Annotated in this window: 23 protein-coding genes; 7 read left to right on the forward strand and 16 right to left on the reverse strand. The window is 71.7% G+C overall.

Translation table 11 applies throughout. The features are described from left to right. From ACTZWW_RS06060 to ACTZWW_RS06100, 9 genes are all read right to left on the reverse strand, one after another. The coding region (locus ACTZWW_RS06060) for a hypothetical protein (RefSeq protein ID WP_444780046.1) at positions 1-195 on the reverse strand (195 nt) is incomplete at its 3' end. 20 nt (positions 196-215) lie between these two features. Beyond that, entirely contained in the window at positions 216-638 is a 423-nt protein-coding gene (locus ACTZWW_RS06065) for a CopG family transcriptional regulator (protein WP_444780047.1), read from the reverse strand. Between the two features lie 95 nt (positions 639-733). Continuing rightward, entirely contained in the window at positions 734-1,684 is a 951-nt protein-coding gene (locus tag ACTZWW_RS06070; protein WP_444780048.1) for a diiron oxygenase, read from the reverse strand. Between the two features lie 27 nt (positions 1,685-1,711). Then, positions 1,712-2,530, reverse strand: coding sequence for an aminoacyl--tRNA ligase-related protein (locus tag ACTZWW_RS06075; protein ID WP_444780049.1), 819 nt, complete (start codon positions 2,528-2,530; stop codon positions 1,712-1,714). Continuing rightward, positions 2,527-3,408, reverse strand: a complete 882-nt coding sequence (locus ACTZWW_RS06080) for an SAM-dependent methyltransferase (protein WP_444780050.1) — start codon at positions 3,406-3,408, stop codon at positions 2,527-2,529. Before ACTZWW_RS06080 ends, ACTZWW_RS06075 begins: the two co-directional genes overlap by 4 nt. 137 nt (positions 3,409-3,545) lie before the next feature. Further along, the gene (locus ACTZWW_RS06085; protein WP_444780051.1) at positions 3,546-4,016 is read right to left on the reverse strand and encodes a MaoC/PaaZ C-terminal domain-containing protein; all 471 of its coding nucleotides are present in this window, start codon (positions 4,014-4,016) and stop codon (positions 3,546-3,548) included. Then, positions 4,013-4,273, reverse strand: coding sequence for a hypothetical protein (locus tag ACTZWW_RS06090; RefSeq protein ID WP_444780052.1), 261 nt, complete (start codon positions 4,271-4,273; stop codon positions 4,013-4,015). Before ACTZWW_RS06090 ends, ACTZWW_RS06085 begins: the two co-directional genes overlap by 4 nt. Positions 4,274-4,322: 49 nt before the next feature. After that, positions 4,323-5,516, reverse strand: a complete 1,194-nt coding sequence (locus ACTZWW_RS06095) for a YbfB/YjiJ family MFS transporter (protein WP_444780053.1) — start codon at positions 5,514-5,516, stop codon at positions 4,323-4,325. Positions 5,517-5,800: 284 nt separating this feature from the next. Continuing rightward, positions 5,801-6,160, reverse strand: coding sequence for a DUF1127 domain-containing protein (locus ACTZWW_RS06100; RefSeq protein WP_444780054.1), 360 nt, complete (start codon positions 6,158-6,160; stop codon positions 5,801-5,803). 206 nt (positions 6,161-6,366) lie between these two features. Between ACTZWW_RS06100 and ACTZWW_RS06105 the strand changes: the two genes are divergently transcribed. The 4 genes from ACTZWW_RS06105 to ACTZWW_RS06120 all read left to right on the forward strand — a co-directional run bounded on the left by ACTZWW_RS06105 (position 6,367) and on the right by ACTZWW_RS06120 (position 9,753). After that, on the forward strand, positions 6,367-7,266 hold the full coding sequence (locus ACTZWW_RS06105; RefSeq protein ID WP_444780055.1) for a LysR substrate-binding domain-containing protein: 900 nt from the start codon (positions 6,367-6,369) through the stop codon (positions 7,264-7,266). Positions 7,267-7,557: 291 nt separating this feature from the next. After that, on the forward strand, positions 7,558-8,061 hold the full coding sequence (locus ACTZWW_RS06110) for a type III secretion system chaperone family protein (protein ID WP_029030492.1): 504 nt from the start codon (positions 7,558-7,560) through the stop codon (positions 8,059-8,061). 37 nt (positions 8,062-8,098) lie between these two features. Beyond that, the gene (gene proC / locus ACTZWW_RS06115; protein ID WP_444780056.1) at positions 8,099-8,926 is read left to right on the forward strand and encodes a pyrroline-5-carboxylate reductase; all 828 of its coding nucleotides are present in this window, start codon (positions 8,099-8,101) and stop codon (positions 8,924-8,926) included. Between the two features lie 200 nt (positions 8,927-9,126). Next, a complete protein-coding gene (locus ACTZWW_RS06120; RefSeq protein ID WP_444780057.1) occupies positions 9,127-9,753 on the forward strand; it encodes a GNAT family N-acetyltransferase in 627 nt (208 codons plus the stop codon). Between the two features lie 18 nt (positions 9,754-9,771). Here ACTZWW_RS06120 and fliJ read toward each other — a convergent pair whose 3' ends face one another. Beyond that, the gene (gene fliJ, locus ACTZWW_RS06125) at positions 9,772-10,179 is read right to left on the reverse strand and encodes a flagellar export protein FliJ (protein WP_444780058.1); all 408 of its coding nucleotides are present in this window, start codon (positions 10,177-10,179) and stop codon (positions 9,772-9,774) included. 21 nt (positions 10,180-10,200) lie between these two features. Next, entirely contained in the window at positions 10,201-11,553 is a 1,353-nt protein-coding gene (gene fliI, locus ACTZWW_RS06130) for a flagellar protein export ATPase FliI (RefSeq protein ID WP_444780059.1), read from the reverse strand. A 333-nt stretch (positions 11,554-11,886) separates the two neighbouring features. Here fliI and ctrA point away from each other — a divergent pair, with 333 nt between their 5' ends. After that, on the forward strand, positions 11,887-12,588 hold the full coding sequence (gene ctrA, locus ACTZWW_RS06135; RefSeq protein WP_029030502.1) for a response regulator transcription factor CtrA: 702 nt from the start codon (positions 11,887-11,889) through the stop codon (positions 12,586-12,588). Between the two features lie 153 nt (positions 12,589-12,741). Here the strand turns inward: ctrA and ACTZWW_RS06140 are convergent, their stop codons facing one another. The 3 genes from ACTZWW_RS06140 to ACTZWW_RS06150 all read right to left on the reverse strand — a co-directional run bounded on the left by ACTZWW_RS06140 (position 12,742) and on the right by ACTZWW_RS06150 (position 15,763). After that, positions 12,742-13,638, reverse strand: coding sequence for a flagellar motor protein MotB (locus ACTZWW_RS06140; protein ID WP_444780060.1), 897 nt, complete (start codon positions 13,636-13,638; stop codon positions 12,742-12,744). Between the two features lie 22 nt (positions 13,639-13,660). Next, a complete protein-coding gene (gene motA, locus ACTZWW_RS06145; protein WP_444780061.1) occupies positions 13,661-14,524 on the reverse strand; it encodes a flagellar motor stator protein MotA in 864 nt (287 codons plus the stop codon). 138 nt (positions 14,525-14,662) lie between these two features. Next, positions 14,663-15,763 carry a sulfite oxidase gene (locus ACTZWW_RS06150; RefSeq protein ID WP_444780062.1) on the reverse strand — a complete coding sequence of 367 codons (1,101 nt, stop codon included), beginning with the start codon at positions 15,761-15,763 and terminating at the stop codon, positions 14,663-14,665. Positions 15,764-16,086: 323 nt separating this feature from the next. Here ACTZWW_RS06150 and ACTZWW_RS06155 point away from each other — a divergent pair, with 323 nt between their 5' ends. Next, positions 16,087-17,568 (forward strand): tyrosinase family protein, encoded by a 1,482-nt coding sequence (locus ACTZWW_RS06155; RefSeq protein ID WP_444780063.1) that lies wholly within the window; start codon positions 16,087-16,089, stop codon positions 17,566-17,568. 52 nt (positions 17,569-17,620) lie between these two features. Beyond that, entirely contained in the window at positions 17,621-18,157 is a 537-nt protein-coding gene (locus ACTZWW_RS06160; protein WP_444780064.1) for a hypothetical protein, read from the forward strand. 159 nt (positions 18,158-18,316) lie between these two features. Here the strand turns inward: ACTZWW_RS06160 and ACTZWW_RS06165 are convergent, their stop codons facing one another. Next, on the reverse strand, positions 18,317-19,171 hold the full coding sequence (locus tag ACTZWW_RS06165) for a CheR family methyltransferase (protein WP_444780065.1): 855 nt from the start codon (positions 19,169-19,171) through the stop codon (positions 18,317-18,319). Next, the gene (locus ACTZWW_RS06170) at positions 19,168-20,394 is read right to left on the reverse strand and encodes a protein-glutamate methylesterase/protein-glutamine glutaminase (protein WP_444780066.1); all 1,227 of its coding nucleotides are present in this window, start codon (positions 20,392-20,394) and stop codon (positions 19,168-19,170) included. The genes ACTZWW_RS06165 and ACTZWW_RS06170 overlap by 4 nt, the downstream gene beginning before the upstream one ends. Between the last annotated feature and the right edge of the window lie 43 nt (positions 20,395-20,437).

Consider the following 20,437-nt stretch of genomic DNA (forward strand, 5'->3'; position numbering starts at 1 on the left):
GGCCGAGGGCCCGCGTCCGGCGGGCGGGGCGAGCCGCGCCGCGCCCTCCGGAGCCGCCTCGGTCCGCGGGTCGGCGGCCGGGGAACGGCCCCCGCCGAGCGCCTGCTGGATGGCGCGGGTCGCTTCGAGGACGCGCCCCGCCTGCGTCAGGGAAAGCGCCTCGCGCATGGCGGGCGGGAGATCGTGGCGGTTCATGAGCGGGGTCCTTCGGGGGATCAATGGATGCGCCCGGCCAGCGCCGCGCGCACGGCGGCGTCGGCCTGGAGGGATCCGAGAACGGTGATGGAGGCGATGGTCTCGCGTGCGAGATCGGGATCGACGTCGGCGGCGATGCGCACGAGGCCGATCACCTTGACGTGCAGGCGCGCCCCGGCGGCGCGGGCGGCCTCGAGGTCGGTGCGGTCGAGCACGCGCAGCCCCAGGTCGAAGGTGTGGCGCTCGATCGTGCGCGCCACGACCTCGCCCTCGCGCGTCAGCTGGTTGCGGATCGCGGTGCGGATGAAGTCGCTGCGGTTGCCGTAGAAGCCCTCCTGGACGAGGAGGTCGATGCGGCCGAGATCGACGTAGCCGAGGTTGAGGGTGAGCTTCTCGCTGTCGGGCCCCGCCTTATCGCGGGCCGTCCGCTCCTTGTCCGCCATCCTGTTCTCCATCCGTATGGATGGTATGTGGATGGCATCGGGAAGTGTGTCAAGGCGGACCGGGGCGGCCGCGCGGCTGCCCCGGGTGGAGCGGATCAGCGATCGAGGAAGTCCGCGTTCACCAGGAGCCCCTGCCGCACGAACCAGTCCGCCGTGCGCTTGAACCATTGCTGGTGATACGCCACCCGGGCCGGGTCGTTGCGCAGGCGGTTGCGGACCGCCGCCGCCGAGAGGCCGGTGGCCCTGGTGACGCCCGCGTCCTCGTAGGCGCGCGGGTTGTACATCTGGCCGATGAAGTGGAGGAAGATCTTCTGGATCGTGCGCGAGACGCGGGCCTTGGCCTCGCCGCTCGCGTCCCGCGCCAGGATCTCGGCGTGCAGCTGGGCGACGACGCCGCGGCCGAAGGAGATGTGGCGGCTCTCGTCCACGTGGTGGACGTGGTTGATCTCCTTGAGGATCGCCGGCACCGCGTCGTTGCGGCTGACCTTGTGATTGTAGAAGTCGACGAACTCCTCGAACACCAGCGTCGAGGCGAACATGTACAGGTCGCGCTCGAGCGGGTCCTCGATCTTGCCGGCGGGGATCGCCGGCGTCGGGTAGATCGTGCCGGTGTAGTCCAGGCAGAACTTCGCGAAGAACCACATGTGGGCGTTCTCCTCCGCGATGAAGAAGTGCAGGTACTCCGACCAGGGGGCGTAGCGGTCCTGGTAGATCGCCTGCATCACGAAGGAGAGCGCGTCCTTGATGCCGTGCACGTTCAGGCTGAAGAAGTTGACGCACTCCCAATGGCTGAGCGCCACCAGCGTCTCGCGCGGAAGCCGCTCGTGCAGCTCGGTGCCCCAGGTGGTCAGCAGGTCCTCGTCGCACCACAGGACATCGCGCGCGATGGCGTCCGGCGCCGGCCAGGCGAAGCGGGAATACGCGTCGTAATTGTTCTTGCGTGAGAGGTGGAGCAGCCGCTCGACGTGCTTGGGATCGGGCAGGTGCGGGGCGGCGGACGGGGCGGCGGACGTGGTGGCGGGGGCGGGGGCGGTGGCGACGGTCATCGGTCGGTCCTCCAGTGGGAGACGAGATCAGGCGAAGGCGGACTCCGTCGGAGCGGGTTGTGCGTCGAGCGAAGCGAGGCGCTCGCGCACGGCGTCGGGGCTCTCGAAGCGCTCCTGGAACATCGCGATCCAGCGCTCGAGCCCGAAGGCGACGCAGCTCGTATGCACCGGCGCGGGCCCGATCCGGATGCCGAACTTCGCGCCGAAGTAGTTGCGGTGAAGGTTGATCGAGGCGATGGCGCGGCCCGCCACGACGACCTCGCGCTTGGTCGGCGCGGCCTTCGACAGCACCGCGACCGAGCTCGACGCGTCGAAGAACGGGTCGGTGGCCGCCTCGAAGGCGAAGGGCACCGCGAGCGCCGCCATCAGCCGCTCGATTCGCGCCACGCCGTCCTCCGCGTGGGCGCGGGCGTCCTCGGCGCTGCCGAGGCAGACGATCTCCTTCATCGTGAAGTTGTAGCCACGATAGCGGTCGAGCGGCTTGTCCTCGTGGCGGAAGCAGCGCGCCACGCAGCCCACCCGAACGGGGCCGGGCAGCGTCTGGCCCTCGAGGTCGAGATAGACCTTGTAGCAGGTCGCGGGCAGGAGCCCGAGCCGGGTCGCCGGCGGGGCGTAGCCGGAATCGAGCCGCCGGCCGGCGGCGAAGGCGGGCAGGTCCGCCTCGTCGATGGCGCACATCAGGCAGGTCAGGTGCGGGAAGTTGCGCAGGTAGCCGAGGCGGTCGAGCTCGTCGGGCCGCAGCAGGCTGTCGAACTCCACGTTGTCCTCGGGCGGGAGCGCGAACAAACGCTCGATCGTCCCCTCGAGATCGCGCCGCAGCGCGGCCCAGCCGCCGGTGATCTTCATGACGTGGCCTCCAGGGCGCGCGACGCGGAGGTCGCCGAAGTCTCCCCGACGACGGGGCCGGGCGCGGCGGTGACGAGCCAGCTGCGGGCGACGCCGCGCACCTCCCGCGGGCGCGGCGGGTAGGGCCAGCGATCGGCGCCGGCGCCGGGGCTGCCGGGCTCCTTGAGGTCCTCGACCCGCCAGCCGGCCCGCGCCAGGAAGTCCTCGGGCTCGTCGGTGCCGAACCGCCAGGGATTGCCCTCGGCCTCCAGCACCTTCAGGAATCCCTGCGTGAAAGGGCTGCGCAGCAGCGCCGCACTCGTCATGTCGACGACGAGGCGGCTCCCCTCGGCGCTGAGCGAGCGGCAGGTCTCCAGCACGCCGCGCGCCTGGGCGTCGGTGAGGAAGAAGAGCAGGCCCTCGACGAGCCAGAGCGTCGGCGCCTGCGGGTCGAAGCCGGCGTCGAGCAGGGCGGGCGTCCAGCCCTGCGACAGGTCGGCGGCGACGGGCACGCGCCGCGTGCGCGGCATCGCGCCGGCCTCGGCGAGCCTGCGCGCCTTCTCGGCCAGCAGCGCCTCGTGGTCGATCTCGTAGACGCGGGCGTCCGCCGGCCAGTCGAGCCGGAAGGCGCGGGTGTCCATGCCCGCGGCGACGATGGCGATCTGGCGCAGATCCGGCCGGGCGGCGAGCACGGCGGCGCTGGCGTCGTCGAAGTAGCGCGTGCGGATCGTCACGAACTCCTTCACGCCGCCGCCGCGGTAGCGCTCGATCAGCGCGAAGCCGTCCGGCTCGGAGAGGCGGCGGGCGAGGGGGTCGACGAAGAGCGCGCCCTCGGGACGCTCGCTCTCCATGGCGCGGATCGCCGCGGTCCATTGCGCGGTGTAGGAGACGGGCTGCATGCGGAACCTCCCCTTGCGATAACAAAGCGATTCAGAGTTGTGTCGTGAGGCACGACTGGACCTTCCGGCGCGGCCCGCGGGCCGCGTCGGGGATGCAGCGTGATGCCTCGGCCGACGCGGGCAGCGACCGCGGCGGCTCAGCCGCCGGCGGCCTCGCGGCGGCGGAAGCGGCTGAGGAGGACGAGCGTCAGCACCGGCTTCGCCTCGCCCGGGCGGGAGAGGCTGCCCTTCTTCTCGATGGTGACGATGTCCTTGCGGAACGGGCTCGGCACGATCCGGCCAACATCGCAGCGGCCCTCGAGCGTGTCGCCGGGGCGCACGGGGGCGTGCCAGCGCACGCTCTCGAGCCCCGGCGAGCCCTCCACGGCGGCGCCGTCGAGCAGCGCGCGGACGTAGAGCCCCATCCAGATCGCGGTGGTGTGGAAGCCGCTCGCGACGAGCCCGCCGAAGAAGGAGGCCGCGCCCGCCTCCGCGGAGACGTGGTAGGGTTGCGGGTCGAACCGGCGGGCGAAGTCGACGATCTCTTCCGCACTCACGACGGTGCTGCCGAGCGCGTAGACCGCGCCTTCCGCATAGTCCTCCGCGTGGGTCGGCCCGCCGCCGCTCACGACGCCACCGCCTCCGGCGCGGCGGGCGCGAACCAGGCGGTGCGTATGGCGTCGAGGGTCCGGAAGGCCTCGATGTCGATGTCGTCGAGGGGGATGTCGCGCCCGCACAGCTCGGAAACGAGCAGCACGAAGTCGACGAAGCGCAAGGAATCGATCAGCCCCGTCTCGATCAGGTCGTCCTGGTCGGTGAAGGAACGCGGCTCGTCCTGGTTGTCCCGAATGAAGGTCCTCAGGCGCTCGATCGGGTCGGTCGTCATTGTCGGTTCCTCCGATGGATGAGGGGTGGAAACGAGGGTCTGCGGGGGATCAGGCGGCCCGGCGTGCGCCCGCGAACGGCAGAACCGCCGCCAGCGCGAGCAGGACGGCGCCGAAGACGAGCGCGTCGTCGAGATCGCCCCGGTCGCCGATCAGGCCGGCGGCCACGGGGCCGATCGCCTGCCCGATGGCGAACAGGACCGTGAAGAAGGTCATACCCTTGGCGATCTGCGCCGGCGGCATCGACCGGCGCACGATCAGCGCCACCGCGGAGGGCGCGATGAAGACGCCGAGCCCGAACACGATCGCCGAGACGAGCAGTGCGGGCGTCCCCGCCTCGACGAGCGGGATCGCAGTGCCGACGAGGCAGGCGGCGCAGGCGGCCGCCAGCGTCAGCCGCGGCGCCCAGCCCTCCAGCGCGCGGCGCCAGACGAAGGGCGAGACGCCCACCGCCACGGCGAGGGCGAGCCACACGCCTGTCGCCGCGCCCCAGGAGAAGCCCGCCTCGCGCAGCCAGGCGAGGATGAAGGTCATGTAGACGATGTAGCCCGCCGCGAAGAGGCAGTAGCTCGCCAGCGGCGCACCGAGACCGGCGAGCGCGAGGCCCTCCGGCGCGGCCGAATCTGTGGCGCCGCCGCGGCCGCGGCGGGCCTCGACGAGCGGCCAGATCGACAAGGCGACCGCCAGCGCGCCGAGCGCGAGCCAGGCCTCCGGCCAGCCGCCGGGGCCGGTGGCGGCGAGGAGCGGGTTCACGGCGAGCCCCGCGGCGGCGATGCCGATGCCGGCGCCCGCGAAGAAGAGGCCCGTCGCGGTGCCCATCAGCTGCGGCGTCTCCCGGTAGCGCGCCGCGATCAGCGCGCCGCCGCAGGAGAACGTCCAGGCCGCGCCGATGCCCGCCGCGATCCGCGTGGCGGTGAGCCACGCCTGGCTCTCGTGGAGCCCGGTGGCGAGGAGGCCGGCGAAGGTCAGCCACAGGCCCGCGGCGAAGAGCTGGGCCGGCCGGAAGCGGCGCAGGAGCAGGTACGCCGTCACCGCGCCCGCCACGTAGCCGAGCGCGTTCGCGGTGTTGAGCCAGCCCGCCTGGGTGTAGGTCCAGGAGAGGTCCTCCTGCATCGCGGGGAGGATCAGCGCGTAGGCGAAGCGCGCGAGCCCGTTGCCCACGGCCACGGCGAGGCCGAGCCCGAAGGCCGGCCACAGCGAGGCCGCATGGGGCAGGAGGGGAGGGGAGAGGGTCTGCGCGGTCATGGGGTCAGTAATGTTCCCAATCGCACACCCTGTCAATAGTTGTGTTTTATGCCGTAACGTAATTTTTGCATTGCAATATCGGCGCGTATGGGTTGTTTCTTCAACGTGGGCCTGACGGAGCGGCACAGGTGGACGATAGGGCACGGATTCGGCACGCGCCGGGTGCACCCGCGTGCCCTGCGGCCGGACGCGCCATCGTCCACGAGCGTGCGGCATCCCCGGGGGAGCTGCCCGGGGATGCCGGTGCCGGTCCCGTCAGCGGCGCGGGGATCGCCGCGTCGGGCTCACGCCGCCTGGAGCGTGGCCCTCAGCCGTGCCTGCCGTGCCGCCTCGGCCCCGCCGCGGCCGCCCTCGATCAGCATGAGGGTCGGTCGCGACGATCGCGTGCGCTCCAGGCGTCGAAGCGCGAGGCGGTAGGAAGGGTCCACCCGGTAGGGCTCCCGCAGGGCGTGGCGGACGTCGGAGCGCGTGACGCCGATGTCCTGGAGGAGGCGGTCGTCGAGCTCGGAGAGCCGCACCACGGCGCGGCGGTTGACCATGGCCTTCCAGAGCGCGGCGAGGGTCGCCGCGATCGAGACGAGGACGAAGCGGGCGAGGATCTCGCCCTTCGACGAAGCGGTCGGGGGGAGGATCTTGCCGGTCATGGTCGGCTCTCCTTTCGGGAGGGGTGGTGCGCCCGGCGCGGGTGCGGGCGGGCGCGAATGCGAAACGGCGGGCGCCGTGGTGGCGGGCCCGGCAGTCCAGATCGGCCTGGGTTTGCTGCCCCGCTTTCATGCCAGCTTCGGGCGGATGACGGAAACGAATGTTCCTGATAGGACGGATCACGCGCGCTAATGACACGGGGGCCGCGATGGCGCACATGATCGACGTCGAGCAACTGCGGACCTTCGTGGCGATCGCAGACCACAAGTCGTTCACGCGAGCGGGCGACGTGGTGCACAAGACCCAGTCCGCCGTCTCCATGCAGATGAAGCGCCTCGAGGAGCGCGTCGGCCGCCCGCTCTTCGCCCGCGACGGGCGCGGCGTGCGCCTCACCGAGGACGGCGAGCGGCTGCTCGACTACGCGCGGCGCATCGTGCGGCTCAATTCCGAGTGCCTTGCGAGCTTCGAGGAGGCGGCGCTGACCGGGCGCGTCCGCCTCGGCGTGCCGGACGACTACGCCGAGCGCTACCTGCCGGAGATCCTCGCGCGCTTCTCGCGCACGCACCCGCAGGCGGAGGTGACCGTGGTCTGCGAGCCGTCGCCGATGCTGATGGACCGCGTGCGCGGCGAGGACCTCGACCTCGCCATCGTCACCCACGTGGCGAGCCGCGGCTTTCCCGCCGAGATCGTGCGCATCGAGCGGCTCGTCTGGGTCGCCTCGGCGCGCCACGCCGTGCACGAGGCGAGCCCGCTGCCGCTCGCGCTCGGGCGCCCGACCTGCGATTGGCGCCAGGCGGCGACGGGGCGGCTCGAGGCGCTCGGCAAGCCGTTCCGCATCCTCTACGCGAGCTGGAACTCGAGCGCGGTCGGCGCCGCCGTCCAGGCGGGGCTCGCGGTCTCCGTCCTGCCCGAGAGTGCCGTGCGCGCGGGCATGCGCGTGCTCGGCCCCTCGGACGGCTTTCCGGCGCTGCCCACCTGCAAGATCGCCATCCTGCGCAACCGCGCCGCCGCGACCGCGCTCTCCGCGGCGCTCGCCGACGAGATCCGCGCGAGCCTCGACAACCTGGGCTCGGCCGCCGCGGCCATGGCCGAGACCGCGGCGGAGTAGCCCCCCGAGTCGAACGGTCGCGGGCCGTCGGCGGCTTCCATGTGGACAAGGGTCGACCCTGCGCTTGTCCCTGGGGGCCGAATCTTCGACGGTCGAACCACTTTGCAAGTCGGGAGTCGGGCGGGCTAAAGTCGAGAGCGAGGTGATTCGCGGGTCGCGCGTCGGTGAAGCCCGGCCGCGGCGGCGATTCATCCGGCGACCTCGGTCCGGGGCAGCGTATTTGCCCACCGTCACTCGTCCTCGACGTGCCCTCGACCCTCACTCGCGCCCCGCGGCGCCAATCGGAACGCCATGACCGATCTCCTCCTCCTCGACAGCGACCGCACCGAGCACCCCCTCGACGTGGTGGAGCGCGTGGCCGCGATGTGCGACTGGGCGTTCGACCGCGCGGAGGCGGACGAGATGTCCGTCGCGGTGCGCGGCACGCATGCGGACTACCAGGTGGCGTTCACCTGGATCGAGGACGTCGAGGCGCTCCACGTCGCCTGCGCGTTCGACCTGAGGGTGCCGGAGCGCCGGCGGGGCGAGATCCTCAACCTGGTGTCGATGATCAACGAGCAGCTCTGGGTCGGGCATTTCGATCTGTGGTCCAACGAGGGCGTGGTGATGTTCCGCCACGCGCTGCTGCTCACCGGGGGCGCCGAGCCGCGCCGCGGTCAGTGCGAGATGCTGATGCAGGCCGCCGTCGAGGCCTGCGAGCGGCACTATCAGGCCTTCCAGTTCATCATCTGGGCCGGCAAGTCCGCCCGCGAGGCCCTCGACAGCGTGCTCTTCGAGACCGAAGGTGAGGCCTGACCAGGCCGGCACCCCTGGGATCTCCGGAGCGTTCGCGATGACCGACGAAGCTTTTCCCGCGCGCCTCGCCCTCGTCGGCGCGGGCAAGATGGGCGGCGCCATGCTGGAAGGCTGGCTCGCCGCGGGCCTGCCCGGCGCCGCCGTCTCCGTGCACGATCCGCAGCCGTCCGAGGCGATCGCCGCCCTCGCGGCGGCGCGCGGGCTCGCCCTCGACCCCGATCCCGCGGCGCTCGGGCCGGTCGACGTGCTGGTGCTGGCCGTCAAGCCGCAGATGCTGGAGGCGGCCGCCCCCGCGCTCGCGCCCCTCGTCGGCCCGGGCACGCTTCTCGTCTCGGTGCTCGCCGGCAAGACCGTGGCGAACCTCCAGGCGGCGCTCCCCGCCGCCCGCGCGGTGGTGCGCGCCATGCCCAACCTCCCCGCGTCGATCGGCCGGGGCGCGACGGGCGCCTTCGCCAACGCGGCCACGAGCGACGCGCAGCGCGCCGTGGCGGACACGCTGCTGCGGGCGTCCGGCCTCGTCGAATGGGTCTCGGACGAGGCGCTGATCGATGCCGTCACCGGCGTCTCGGGCTCCGGCCCGGCCTACGTCTTCGCGCTCGTCGAGGCGCTCGCCGAGGCCGGCCGCGCCGCCGGCCTGCCGGAGGACCTCGCCATGCGCCTCGCCCGCCAGACGGTGGTCGGCGCGGGCGCGCTGCTGGGCGAGAGCGATCTCCCCGCCGCGACCCTGCGGGCGAACGTCACCTCGCCGGGCGGCACGACCGCCGCCGGCCTCGCCGTGCTCCAGCGTGAGGAGAACGGCCTCGCCGGCCTCGTCCGCGACACGGTGGCCGCCGCGAAGCGCCGCGCGGGGGAATTGTCCGGCTGACTTTTCCCGCTCGCCGGTCGCCCAAGCATGGATGCAGGCCGCCGACGCTCACCCCTCTTCACGAGGGAGAGGGGAGCTCCCGATCGTTCGACCGTACGGTCCGGCCCGACCGTCGGGCGTCGTACGCCGTATCCGGATTCGATGCGGATGCCATCCGCGCCGCGGCCTGCTAGGAAGGCGGCCTGTCAGCGGAGCCTCGCATGCACGACCCGTCCCCGCCCGCGTTCCTCCCCTGCCGGATCGACGGCTATACCGACCTGCCGCCCGGCAAGCTCGCGAACCTCGTCACCTACCTGGAGGTGACGCGTCCGCCGCCGCCCCGCGCGACCGTGCGGCCCGACCTCGCACTCGTCGAGACGACGCGGGACCTCGAGGCCTACCGCGCGCTCTACCGGCGCATCGGCGCGCGCTGGCTGTGGATGGGCCGGCTCGCGCTCTCGGACGCCGCGCTCGCCCGCACGCTCTCCGACCCGCGGCTGGTCTCGCGCACGCTCCTGCGCGGAGGCGACGCGATCGGGCTGATGGAGCTTCAGTTCGAGGAGGACGGCGAGGCCGAGCTCGCCTATTTCGGCCTCGTGCCGGAGGCGATCGGCGGCGGCATCGGGCGCTGGCTGATGGACGCCGCGCTGGCCCAGGCCTTCGCCCGGCCGATCGCGCGGCTCATGGTCCACACTTGCACGTTCGACCACCCGGACGCGGTCGCCTTCTACGTCCGCTCGGGCTTTCGCCCCTACAAGCGCGCGATCGAGATTCACGACGACCCGCGGCTCGCCGGGTACTACCCGCACGAGACGGCGGCGGAGCGCTGGCCGGTGGTGGAGGGGTGAAGCCCGGCGGGTCGGCCCTCACCGCGCCGCGCGGGAGAGCGCGATCGCGTCGAGCGCCGCCTGCTCGCGGGAATTGGCCGCCGCGCGCTCGCTGCCGCGCTCGCGGTCGTCGAGAATCTCGACCTTCTTGAGGTCCTCGAAGGCCTCCGCGAGCTGCCCCTGCGCGTCGTCGAGCTGGACCTTGAGGTCGTCGGCCGACGAGCGCAGGTTGTCGCGGCGCTGGGCCGCGGCCTTGGCGTAGGTGGGGTAGGCGAAGTGCGCCGGGTCCGAGATGCCGGCCTTGAGCTCCTCGGCCGCGATCTCCCTGTCGAGCTCGACGGCCATGCGCTCGAAGTCGGCCATCATCGCCTCGATCTGCGCGACCTTGCGGCGCTTCTCGTCGAGCTGAAAGCGCTTCAGGCGGATGAGCGTCTCACGCGACTTCATCGCAGTTCATTCTCCAGGGGATCACGCGCCTCGCTCGGCGTCGAGGAGCCGGGCGAGACGGCGGTAACCATCGCCGATGGAGGTTGACTCTTCCTTACCCTGCCCGAGGAAGGCCTCGAGCGCCGGATTGAGCCCGATCGCCTCGTCCACCTCCGCCGAGGATCCGCTGCGGTACGCGCCGAGCCGGATCAGCTCCTCCATGTCCGCGTAGGTCGCCATCACCTGGCGCGCACGCTGCACGTGCGGATAGAAGGCGGGATCGCAGGAGCGGGGCATCGTGCGCGAGACGCTCTTGAGCACGTTGATCGCCGGGTAGCGCCCGCGCTCGGCGATGGCGCGCTCCATCACGATGTGGCCGTCGAGGATGCCGCGCACGGCGTCCGCCACCGGCTCGTTGTGGTCGTCGCCCTCGACGAGCACGGTGAACAGCCCCGTGATCACGCCCTCCCCGGTGCCCGGGCCGGCGCGCTCGAGCAGGCGCGGCAGCTCGCCGAAGACGGTGGGCGTATAGCCCTTTGCGGTGGGTGGCTCCCCGGCGGCGAGACCGATGTCGCGCTGGGCCATGGCGAAGCGGGTGATCGAATCGATCATGCAGAGCACCGAGCGCCCCGCGTCGCGGAAGTGCTCGGCGAGCGCGAGCGTGAGGTAGGCCGCGTTGCGGCGCATCAGCGCCGGCTCGTCGGACGTGGCGACCACGACCACCGAGCGCGCGAGACCCTCCTCGCCGAGGTCGTCCTGCAGGAATTCCTGCACCTCCCGTCCGCGCTCGCCGACGAGGCCGATCACGGCGACGTCGGAGCCCGCGTTGCGGGCGAGCATGGAGAGCAGCACCGACTTGCCCACGCCCGAGCCGGCGAAGATGCCCATACGCTGGCCTTCGCAGCAGGTGAGGAAGGTGTTGAGCGCGCGCACGCCGAGATCCAGCGGCGGGCCGACGCGCCGGCGCGCGTGCGCCGGCGGCGGGTCGGCGCGGAAGGGGCGGAAGACGTCGCCCTGCGGCAGCGGCCCCTTGCCGTCGATCGGCCGGCCGAGCGCGTCGACGACGCGGCCGAGCCAGGCGGAGGAGGGCTTCACGCCCCCGGCGCTCGCCTCGACGCGGGCGGGGCAGCCCCGGCGCACGCCCTCGAGCGCGCCGAAGGGCATGGCCAGCGCCCGCTCGCCGGAGAAGCCGATCACCTCGCAGGGAACCCGCGCGCCCGCGGCGATCTCGATCGTGATGCGGCCGCCGAGCGTCATGGCCGAGACCGGGCCGGCGATCTCGATCAGCAGGCCCCGCACGGCGGCGACGCGCCCGTAGAGCGACAGCGGCTCGACCGATTCGAGCGCTCGGATGGCCGAATCGAGGCGGGAGGGCTGGTCGGACGGTTCTCTCACGGACGTCAACCTTCTGTTTACCCGCTTCGTTAAGACTGGATGAGGCGAGATTAAGCCCGAGGGGCGGATTTGCGCCAGTGCGAGTCGCGAGAGTCGCTTGGACGAGTTTCTTCATGCGTGACGTGAGCTGGATGGAGACCTGAATCGAACGGCAGGACAGGGATTTGGACGGATTCGTGAAGACGATGCCTCTACCCCCTTGCGCCGGAGAATCAGTTTGTTAACCATCGGGGCGTAGCGTCGCGAGTCGCAAATGGTGGGAGCGCCTCCGGCCACGGCCGGGGGAGGGCGGGATGTCCCGTCGGGCTCCACGACCAGGCTGGGGATGGAAGGATGCGCGTACTTCTCATCGAGGACGACAGCGCGACGGCGCAGAGCATCGAACTGATGCTGAAGTCCGAGAACTTCAACGTCTATACGACGGATCTCGGCGAGGAGGGTGTCGATCTCGGCAAGCTGTACGATTACGACATCATCCTCCTCGACCTGAACCTGCCGGACATGTCCGGCTACGAGGTGCTCCGGACGCTCCGGGTCGCCAAGGTCAAGACCCCGATCCTCATCCTGTCCGGCCTCGCCGGCATCGAGGACAAGGTGCGGGGGCTGGGCTTCGGGGCGGACGACTACCTGACGAAGCCCTTCCACAAGGACGAGCTCGTCGCGCGCATCCATGCGATCGTGCGCCGCTCGAAGGGTCACGCGCAGTCGGTGATCACCACGGGGGATCTCGTCGTCAACCTCGACACCAAGACGGTGGAGGTCGCCGGCGCCCGCGTGCACCTCACGGGCAAGGAGTACCAGATGCTGGAGCTCCTCTCCCTGCGCAAGGGCACCACGCTGACCAAGGAGATGTTCCTCAATCATCTCTACGGCGGCATGGACGAGCCCGAGCTGAAGATCATCGACGTCTTCATCTGCAAGCTGCGCAAGAAGCTCGCCAACGCGAGCCAGGGCAAGAACTACATCGAGACGGTCTGGGGCCGCGGCTACGTGCTGCGCGAGCCGGAGACCGGCGAGGACCGGATGGCCGGCTGACGCCGGCAGGTGCCTCGCGCGCCGGGCCGATCATCCCCCGACCGGCGGCGCGACCAGCACCATCCCCGACGAAGACGGGCCCTGCCGCGAGGCGGGGCCTTCTTCGTTTCGCATGCCGCTCTCGCATGACGGTCGAGCGCAACGGTCCGGCACCTACGGCGAGAAGCTCGCCGGCAGCGGCGGCTCCTCGCTGAGCAGCGTGATCGTCACCCGTCGGTTGGGCGCGATGTAGGGGTTGTCGGGGAAGGCCGGCTCGGTGTCGGCGCGGCCGGTCACCGACTCGAAGCGATCGCCGGGGAGCCCCGCGCCGGAGAGGATCTCGCGCACGGCGAGCGCCCGGCCCGCGGTGAGGCTCCATGGGTCGATCGCGGCCGGCTCGCCCGGACGCGCGGCGGCGGTGTAGCCGCGCACCGCGATCCGGTTCGGCATCTGCCGGATCGTCGGCGCGATCGCCTCGAGCACGAGCCGGGTGCGCTCGTAGGGGTAGATCGAATCCTCTGGAAACATCGCCCGCCCGTCCTGGTCGACGAGCGAGACGTCGAGGCCCTCCTCCGTCGGCTCGATCACGAGGTTGCGCGAGAGCTCGGCGATCTCCGGCATGTCCTGCAGCGCCTGGCGGATGCTGGCCGCGGCGCTGTGGAGGGCCTGCATGTCGGCCGCGGGCCGGCCGGCGCTCGTGTCGCTGGCGCTGGCCTGCGCGCCGCCCTCCTGCCCGGTGGTGCCCATCCGCGCATCGCCGGGCGACGAGAGCGCGCGCCGGATCGCCTCGGCCTGCGCGCCCGACGACTTGCTGCCCGACTCGTCCATGGCGTTGCCGCCGAGCACGCCGCCGGCGCCGCTGTTGCTCGGGCTGAGCGCCTCCGGCGCGAAATAGTCGGCGAGCCCGATCTTCTGCTCCTGCGTGGTCATGTTGATCAGCCACATCAGCAGGAAGAACGCCATCATGGCGGTGACGAAGTCCGCATAGGCGATCTTCCAGGCGCCGCCGTGGTGCGCATGCGCGGCCTTCTTCACCTTCTTGACGATGATCGGCTGGTTCGGCTTGGCCATCGGCTTCCCGCTCGCGATCGGGTCAGGTCGTGGCGGGCAGGTTGGAGGTCGCCGCTTCCACCTCGTTGAAGGTCGGCCGAACCTCGCTCATCAGCGCCTTGCGGGCGAATTCCACCGCCATCACCGGCGGCTGGCCCGCGATGTGCGCGAGGAGGCCCGCCTTGAGCGACTGGTAGTACTTCGACTCCGCCTCGAAGATGATCCTCAGCGACTGCGCCATCGGGCCGAAGAAGCCGTAGGCGACGAAGACGCCGAAGAAGGTGCCGACCAGCGCACCGCCGATCAGGTGCCCCAGCACTTCCGGCGGCTCGGAGATCGCCCCCATGGTCTTGATCACGCCCAGCACGGCCGCGACGATGCCGAGCGCCGGCGTCGCGTCCGCGATCGACTGCACGGCCGAGACGATGCGTTCCTGCTCCTGGTGGTGGGTCTCGAGCTCCTCGTCCATGAGGTTGTCGATCTCGTGGACGTTGTCGACACCCAGCGACACCATGCGCATGTAGTCGCAGACGAACTCGACCGCGTGGTGATTCGACGCGAAGGTCGGGAAGGCGTTGAACAGCGTCGAATTCGCCGGATCCTCGATGTGCTGCTCGATCGCCAGCACGCCCTTCTGCTGCACGAGCCTGTAGAGGGCGAACTGCATCGCCAGGAGCTCGACGTAGGCGGCCTGCTTGTACTTCGGGCCGCGCAGCAGCGTCGCGAGCACGGAGGGCATGGCCTTGAGCACCGGCCCCGTGTTGCCGATGATGAAGGCGCCGATCGCCGCCCCGAGGATGATGACGAACTCGAACGGCTGCCAGAGAACGTAGAGCTTGCCACCCATCGCGGCATAGCCGCCCATGACGCAGGCGAATACGACGACGATACCGATGAGGAGCCGCATGGAATGCCACCTTGGCACGGCAGCGGATCCGCCCGGTGCGGCGCCGCTGCTGCATCGGCACGGTGAGCGCGCCCGGTTAAGGGCGAGTGTAGAGGGGTGGCTCGGCGGTCCCACGTCGATGACCGTTGGCGCAGTGACTCACGCGACGACCTCGACCACGACCTCGTGGGGCGTATTGTTGCAGTAGCCGCGCGGATTCCACGCGGCGCCGCCCATCGGCTGGCTGCGGCCGGACGCGTCCCGCGCGCACGCGGTCAGTACGAGACGCGGCTGTGCCGGTACCACCACCTCGGTCTCGAACGCCCGCCAGGCCCAGCGCTCCGGCTGCGGCGCCAGCGTCGCGCGAAGCGGCGGCTCGCCCGCGACGTGGATCGTCACCTCCGTCACCGGCGCATCCCCGCTCCATGCGAAGCCCTGGACCCGAAGCGTCTCGCCGGCCCGCACGCGTGCGCCAGCGAGCGGCGCGGTGATCATGGCGTTCACCGGCATCGACTCGATCACGTCGAACTCGGTCGGATCGGCGGGCTCGCCGGGGCGATGGGGCCGGCGCGGCAGGCGGTAGTCCGTGCCGTTCATCTTCGCGCCGTCGTGCACGCGATCGCGGACCTCGACGCGCGCGAGCCACTTCTGCCAGGCGGACCCCGGCATGCCGGGCGCGACGATGCGCAACGGTGCGCCGTGGAGCGGTGTCAGCGGCGCGTCGTTCATGGCGAAGGCGAGGAGGGTCTCCGGCGCGAGCGCCTTGGCGATCGGCAGGCCGCGAGAGAGGGCCGGACCGCCGCCGGAGGTGCGATCCGGCGCGTGATGCCCCGTGTAGTGGGCCTCCGGGCGCACGCCGCAGGCCAGCAGCACGTCCGCGAGCCGCACGCCGGTCCATCGTGCGCAGCCGACCGCGCCGCGGCCCCACGGCAGGCCGTCCGTCGGAGGGTCGAAGCCGCTGCGGGTGTTGCCGGCGCACTCGAGCACTGCGGTGAGGCTTACGACCTCGAAGCGTTGCCGGAGCTCGTCGAGCGTGAACCGCGCCGGAGCCTCGACGCAGCCGTCGACGTCGATCGTCCAGCGGCTGGGGTCCGCGACGTGCGGCGTGTCGCCGTTGTTGCGCACGAAGAAGGCCGAGATAGGGGTCCGCTCCCCACAGAGGAGCGACAGCGGCGGCTCGGCGTTTAGCGCTCCGTCGGGGAGGATCTTCAGCCCTGGCTTCGCGGCTCGCAGGTCCGCGACTTCGGGTATGACCTTCATGTGCGAACCTCCGACCGCTCTCGCGCTCTTGGGAAAGGCTAGCCGAGCCGGGTTCCGATGAGAAGTGGTCGAGCGACGGTCGCAACTTCCCGTACTCCGTGATCGAGGCGCGTCCGGATCGTGACGTGCCGGCAGCCGCTCTCAGCCCGCCGGCGTGGCCCGCACCGCGCCGACCCGGGCGTGCCGGGTGGCGGAGGTGCTCGCCGCCCTCACGGACGGACGCCGATCGGCCATCGAAGCAATCCCCGCTTGCCGCGGGCCAAATTCCTGATAGCGTCACTCCGCCGCGCGCAACGATTCGCGGCTGTCGGAGGGGGACGCTCATGATCGATCGCAGGCACTTCATCGTCGGTGCGGGCACGCTGGTGGCCGCGCCCTTCGTCATGCGCCGCGCGGCGCTGGGCCAGACGCCGCTCGTCCGCCGGGACGTGATGGGCATGTCGGCCGACGACCCGTTCTTCAAGGACTACGCCGACGCCGTCGCGGCCATGCACGAGCTGCAGACGTCGAGCCCGAGCGACGGGCGCAACTGGCGCGCCCAGGCGCTGATCCACCTGAACCATTGCCCGCACTCCGGCGCGCCGCCCTATCCCGGCGTGGCGATGCCCTTCGTGCACTGGCACCGGTGGTACATCCGCTACTACGAGGAGATCTGCGGGACGCTCATCGGCAAGAGCGACTTCGCGCTGCCCTACTGGAACTGGCAGGCGGGCATCGGCCAGATCCCCGACCCGTTCTACGACGTCGACCAGCTCAACGTAACCTTCTGGAACGACCCGTCGGACGCGCAGTCGGACAACTGGGGGCCCGACGAGGTGACGACGACGGGCCTGCGCGCGCTCGCCGAGGGATCGGGCGTCAAGCAGGGGCCGCGCGGCGGCGCCTTCAGCGACCAGAACATCAATTCCATCCTGGCGCAGACGCAGTTCGAGCAGTTCACGAACCTGCTGGAGCACTCGCCCCACAACACCGCGCACGTCATCGTCGGCGGCTCGCAGGGCCACATGGGCGACGGCATGTCGCCGCTCGACCCGATCTTCTGGCTGCACCATTGCAACGTCGATCGCCTCGGCGCGCAGTGGCAGGCGGCGGGCAACGTCATGCCGCCGCTCGACGACGACTTCTCCGGCCAGTTCGTGAACGGCGAGGGCCAGCCCGCGCCGGCGAGCTCGGCGACCGCGCTGAACATCACCGAGATGGGCTACGCCTACGAGACGCCGTCGGGCCTGATCGGCGGGCCGGCGACGCCGATGGCGATGATGTCGCTCTTCGCCGCGCCGGCGATGGTCACGCAGCAGCTCGGCGGCACCGCGGGCGACTTCCGCGCGGAGGCCAACGCGACGACGGACGTGACGGTCGACACCCGCGGGCTCGGCCAGACGCTGTTCTCGCCGCGCTCCTTCCGCCTGCTCGGCGCGACGGGCGAGCCGCGGATCGGCACCGAGCCCGGCCGCGTGCTCGCGCGGCTCACGAACGTCATGGTGCCCGAGGAGGCGCGCGGGCTGACGGTCAACGTCTTCGTCAACCTGCCCGAGGCCGGCCCCGACACGCCGCCGACGGACCCGCACTACGCCGGCACCTTCGCCTTCTTCATGGCGGGCATGACGGGTCACGGCAACGGTCACGGCGGCGGGCACGGGGGGACGAGCTACCCGGTCGACATCACCAACGCGCTGCTCTCGCTCGCGCGGCTCGGGCGGCTCACGGACGACGCGATCACGCTTCAGGTCGTGCCGATCCCGGCGCAGGGCCAGCCCGCGGACACGGGCTTCACCTTCGACGGCATCGAGATCGTGCGCACCTGAGCGCACCCACGCGGCCATGGTTTCGCCGCGCCGACGGGAGAGGCTCGCGCGCATGATGCCTACGACGACGCGCCGCGCCTCCCTTTCCCTGCGCCGCGCCGGCCTCGCCGGCGCGGTCCTCCTCGCCCTCGCGGGACCCGTGCTCGTCCACGGGGCGAGCGCGGGGGACACGACCGGATCGGCACCCATGCAGACGTCGGCGCCCGACGCCCCGCGCGAGGGACTTCTGGCGGAGGGCGCGGGCGCCGAGATCGCCCCCGAGGCGCCCGCCCGCCTCGTGCTGCCCCGCGATCGCGCGCGCGCGGCCGGGAGCCCGCTCTCGCTCGCCCTGACTCCGACCCGCATCGCCGAGGACGAGGCCTTCCTCGTCTCGGTGGTCGCGCTCCTGCCCGACGGCGCCGAACGCGAGATCGGCAGCTACGCCTTCTTCCCCCCGCCCCGCGCAGGCACCCCCCGCCGCTTCCCCCTCGACCTCTCGTCCCTCTCGCAGGGCGAGGGACCGATCACGCTCGAGGTCCGGCTGGTGCCGGTCGCCGCGGAGCTGGAGCAGACGCGGCTGCGGGTAGAGGGGGTGATGGCGGGAGAGTGAGGGGCATGCGGCTTGCGGCGGCCGCGAGAGCCGCACTCCCCCGGTCTGCGCATGCGCCACGGTCTGCGTCCACACCCTTCGGATCGCGAGAACCGAGAGGGAGCTTCATGAGACCTGGGCGGCGGTGCCACCACCTTCCCTGCCCAGCAGGTCCTGTCCTCAAGCGCTCGCGGCGAGCTTGGGTGCGGCGGCCGGGGCCTGGGCGCGGGCGGGGACGTAGAGGCCGCGGTGCTCGGGGTGCGGTTGGAAGGCGGCGGTGAGGCCGATCACGGTCTCGGCGGCGCCCAGGAACAGCGCGCCGTCGGCCGCGAGCGCGTTCGACATGCGGCGCAGAACGTCCGCCTTGGTCGGCTGGTCGAAGTAGATCAGCACGTTGCGGCAGAAGACGATGTCGAACTGCCCCAGCGCGGAGAAGTCGCGGATCAGGTTGAGCGGCCGGAACTGGACCATGCTCTTGATCGCCGGCGAGATCCGCCACTGCTCGCCTTCCTGCTTGAAGTGCTTGAGCAGCATCTGGATCGGCAGGCCGCGCTGGACCTCGAATTGCGAGTAGACGCCGGCCTTGGCCTTGGCGAGCACCTCGTCGGCGAGATCGGTGGCGAGTATCTCCACCTGCACGCCGCCGAGGCGGGGCTTCATCTCGTCGACGATCATCGCGAGCGAGTAGGGCTCCTGGCCGGTCGAGGCGGCGGCGCACCAGATGCGCAGCCGCTTCTGCGTCGCGCGCGCGGCGGCGAACTTGGGCAGGAGCTGGTCGCGGAAGATGTCGAAGGGCGTCTTGTCGCGGAAGAAGAACGTCTCGTTCGTCGTCATCGCCTCGACGACTTCCGTCTCGATCGCGGAGTTGCGCCCGCCGCGCAGCACCTGCACGAGCTGGGCGAGGCCCGGGATCTGGTGCTTGCGGCACACCGGGCCGAGCCGGCTCTCGACGAGGTAGCGCTTCTCCGGCGCGAGCGAGAGGCCCGAGCGCGACTTGAGGAGGGCGCGCAGGTATTCGAAGTCGGCGTCCGTCATGCCGCGCCTCCGGTGAGCAGGGACTTGAGGGCCGGCGCGAGCGCCGGCAGCGGCAGGATGTCGTGGGCGAGGCCCGCCTTGGCGATGGAGCCGGGCATGCCCCACACGGTGCTCGTCGCCTCGTCCTGGGCGTAGACGAGCCCGCCGGCGGCGACGAGCGCCTTCGCGCCGAGCGTGCCGTCCGAGCCCATGCCCGTGAGCACGACGGAGAGCGCCGAGGCGCCGTAGACGGCGGCCGCGTCGCGGAAGAGGACGTCGACCGCGGGCTTGCAGAAGTTCTCCGGCGGCCCGTCGTCGATGCGCACGTGCACCGCGCCCGTGGCGTCCTTGCGCAGGCCCATGTGCTTGCCGCCCGGCGCCACGTAGATGCGGCCGGGCTCGAGCTTCTCGCCGTCGCGGCCCTCCGCGGCGGGCATGCGCGTCTGCGTGCCGAGATGCTCGGCGAAGACGGCGGTGAAGATCGGCGGCATGTGCTGGACGATGAGGACCGGCACGGACTTCAGCGACGGCGCCAGCGCGGCGAGCACCTCGCCCACGGCGCGGGGGCCGCCGGTCGAGGCGCCGACGAGGAGCGCCTTGGGATGGACGAGCCCGGCGCGGGGCCGCACGGCGACCCGCGTCGTCTGCAGCCGCGACTGGGCCGCATCGGGCGCCGGGCGAATCTGGCCGACGACCGGCGCCGCGACGGGCGTGCGCGTCGTCGGCGCGAAGGCGGTGCGCTGGGTTGGCGCCGCGGCGGGGGAGGGCGCGCGCATCGCGGACATGGCGGGGCCGCGGCGGTGGCGCGCGGCGAGGCCCTGCACCTTGGCGATCAGCTCCTGGCGGAAGCTCGCGGACGTGGTCACGCCGCGGTGGCTCTCGGGCTTGGGAAGATAGTCGGTCGCGCCCATCGACAGGCACTTGAGCGACACCTGAGCGTTGCGCTGGGTGAGCGTCGAGATGACGATGATCGTCGCCCGCGGCGCCTTGGCGAGCAGCAGCGGCAGGGCCTGGAGCCCGTCCATCTCCGGCATCTCGATGTCGAGCACGATGATGTCCGGGCGCGCCCGCTCCACCTGCTCGACGGCGACACGGCCGTTCGAGCAGGTGGCGGCGACGACGAAGCCCTCCTCCTCGAGCCAGCGGGAGGTGAGCCCGCGCACGACGACGGAATCGTCGACGATCATGACGCGCGTGGCCTGTGGCGGCGCGTTGTGCGAGGTCGAGGCGAGGGCGGAGGACATGACGCGTGCTCGGAGGTAGCGCGGCGCGGCCGGCGGAGCGGCT

This window comes from Salinarimonas sp. NSM, assembly GCF_052380005.1.
Classification (GTDB): Bacteria; Pseudomonadota; Alphaproteobacteria; order Rhizobiales; family Beijerinckiaceae; genus Salinarimonas.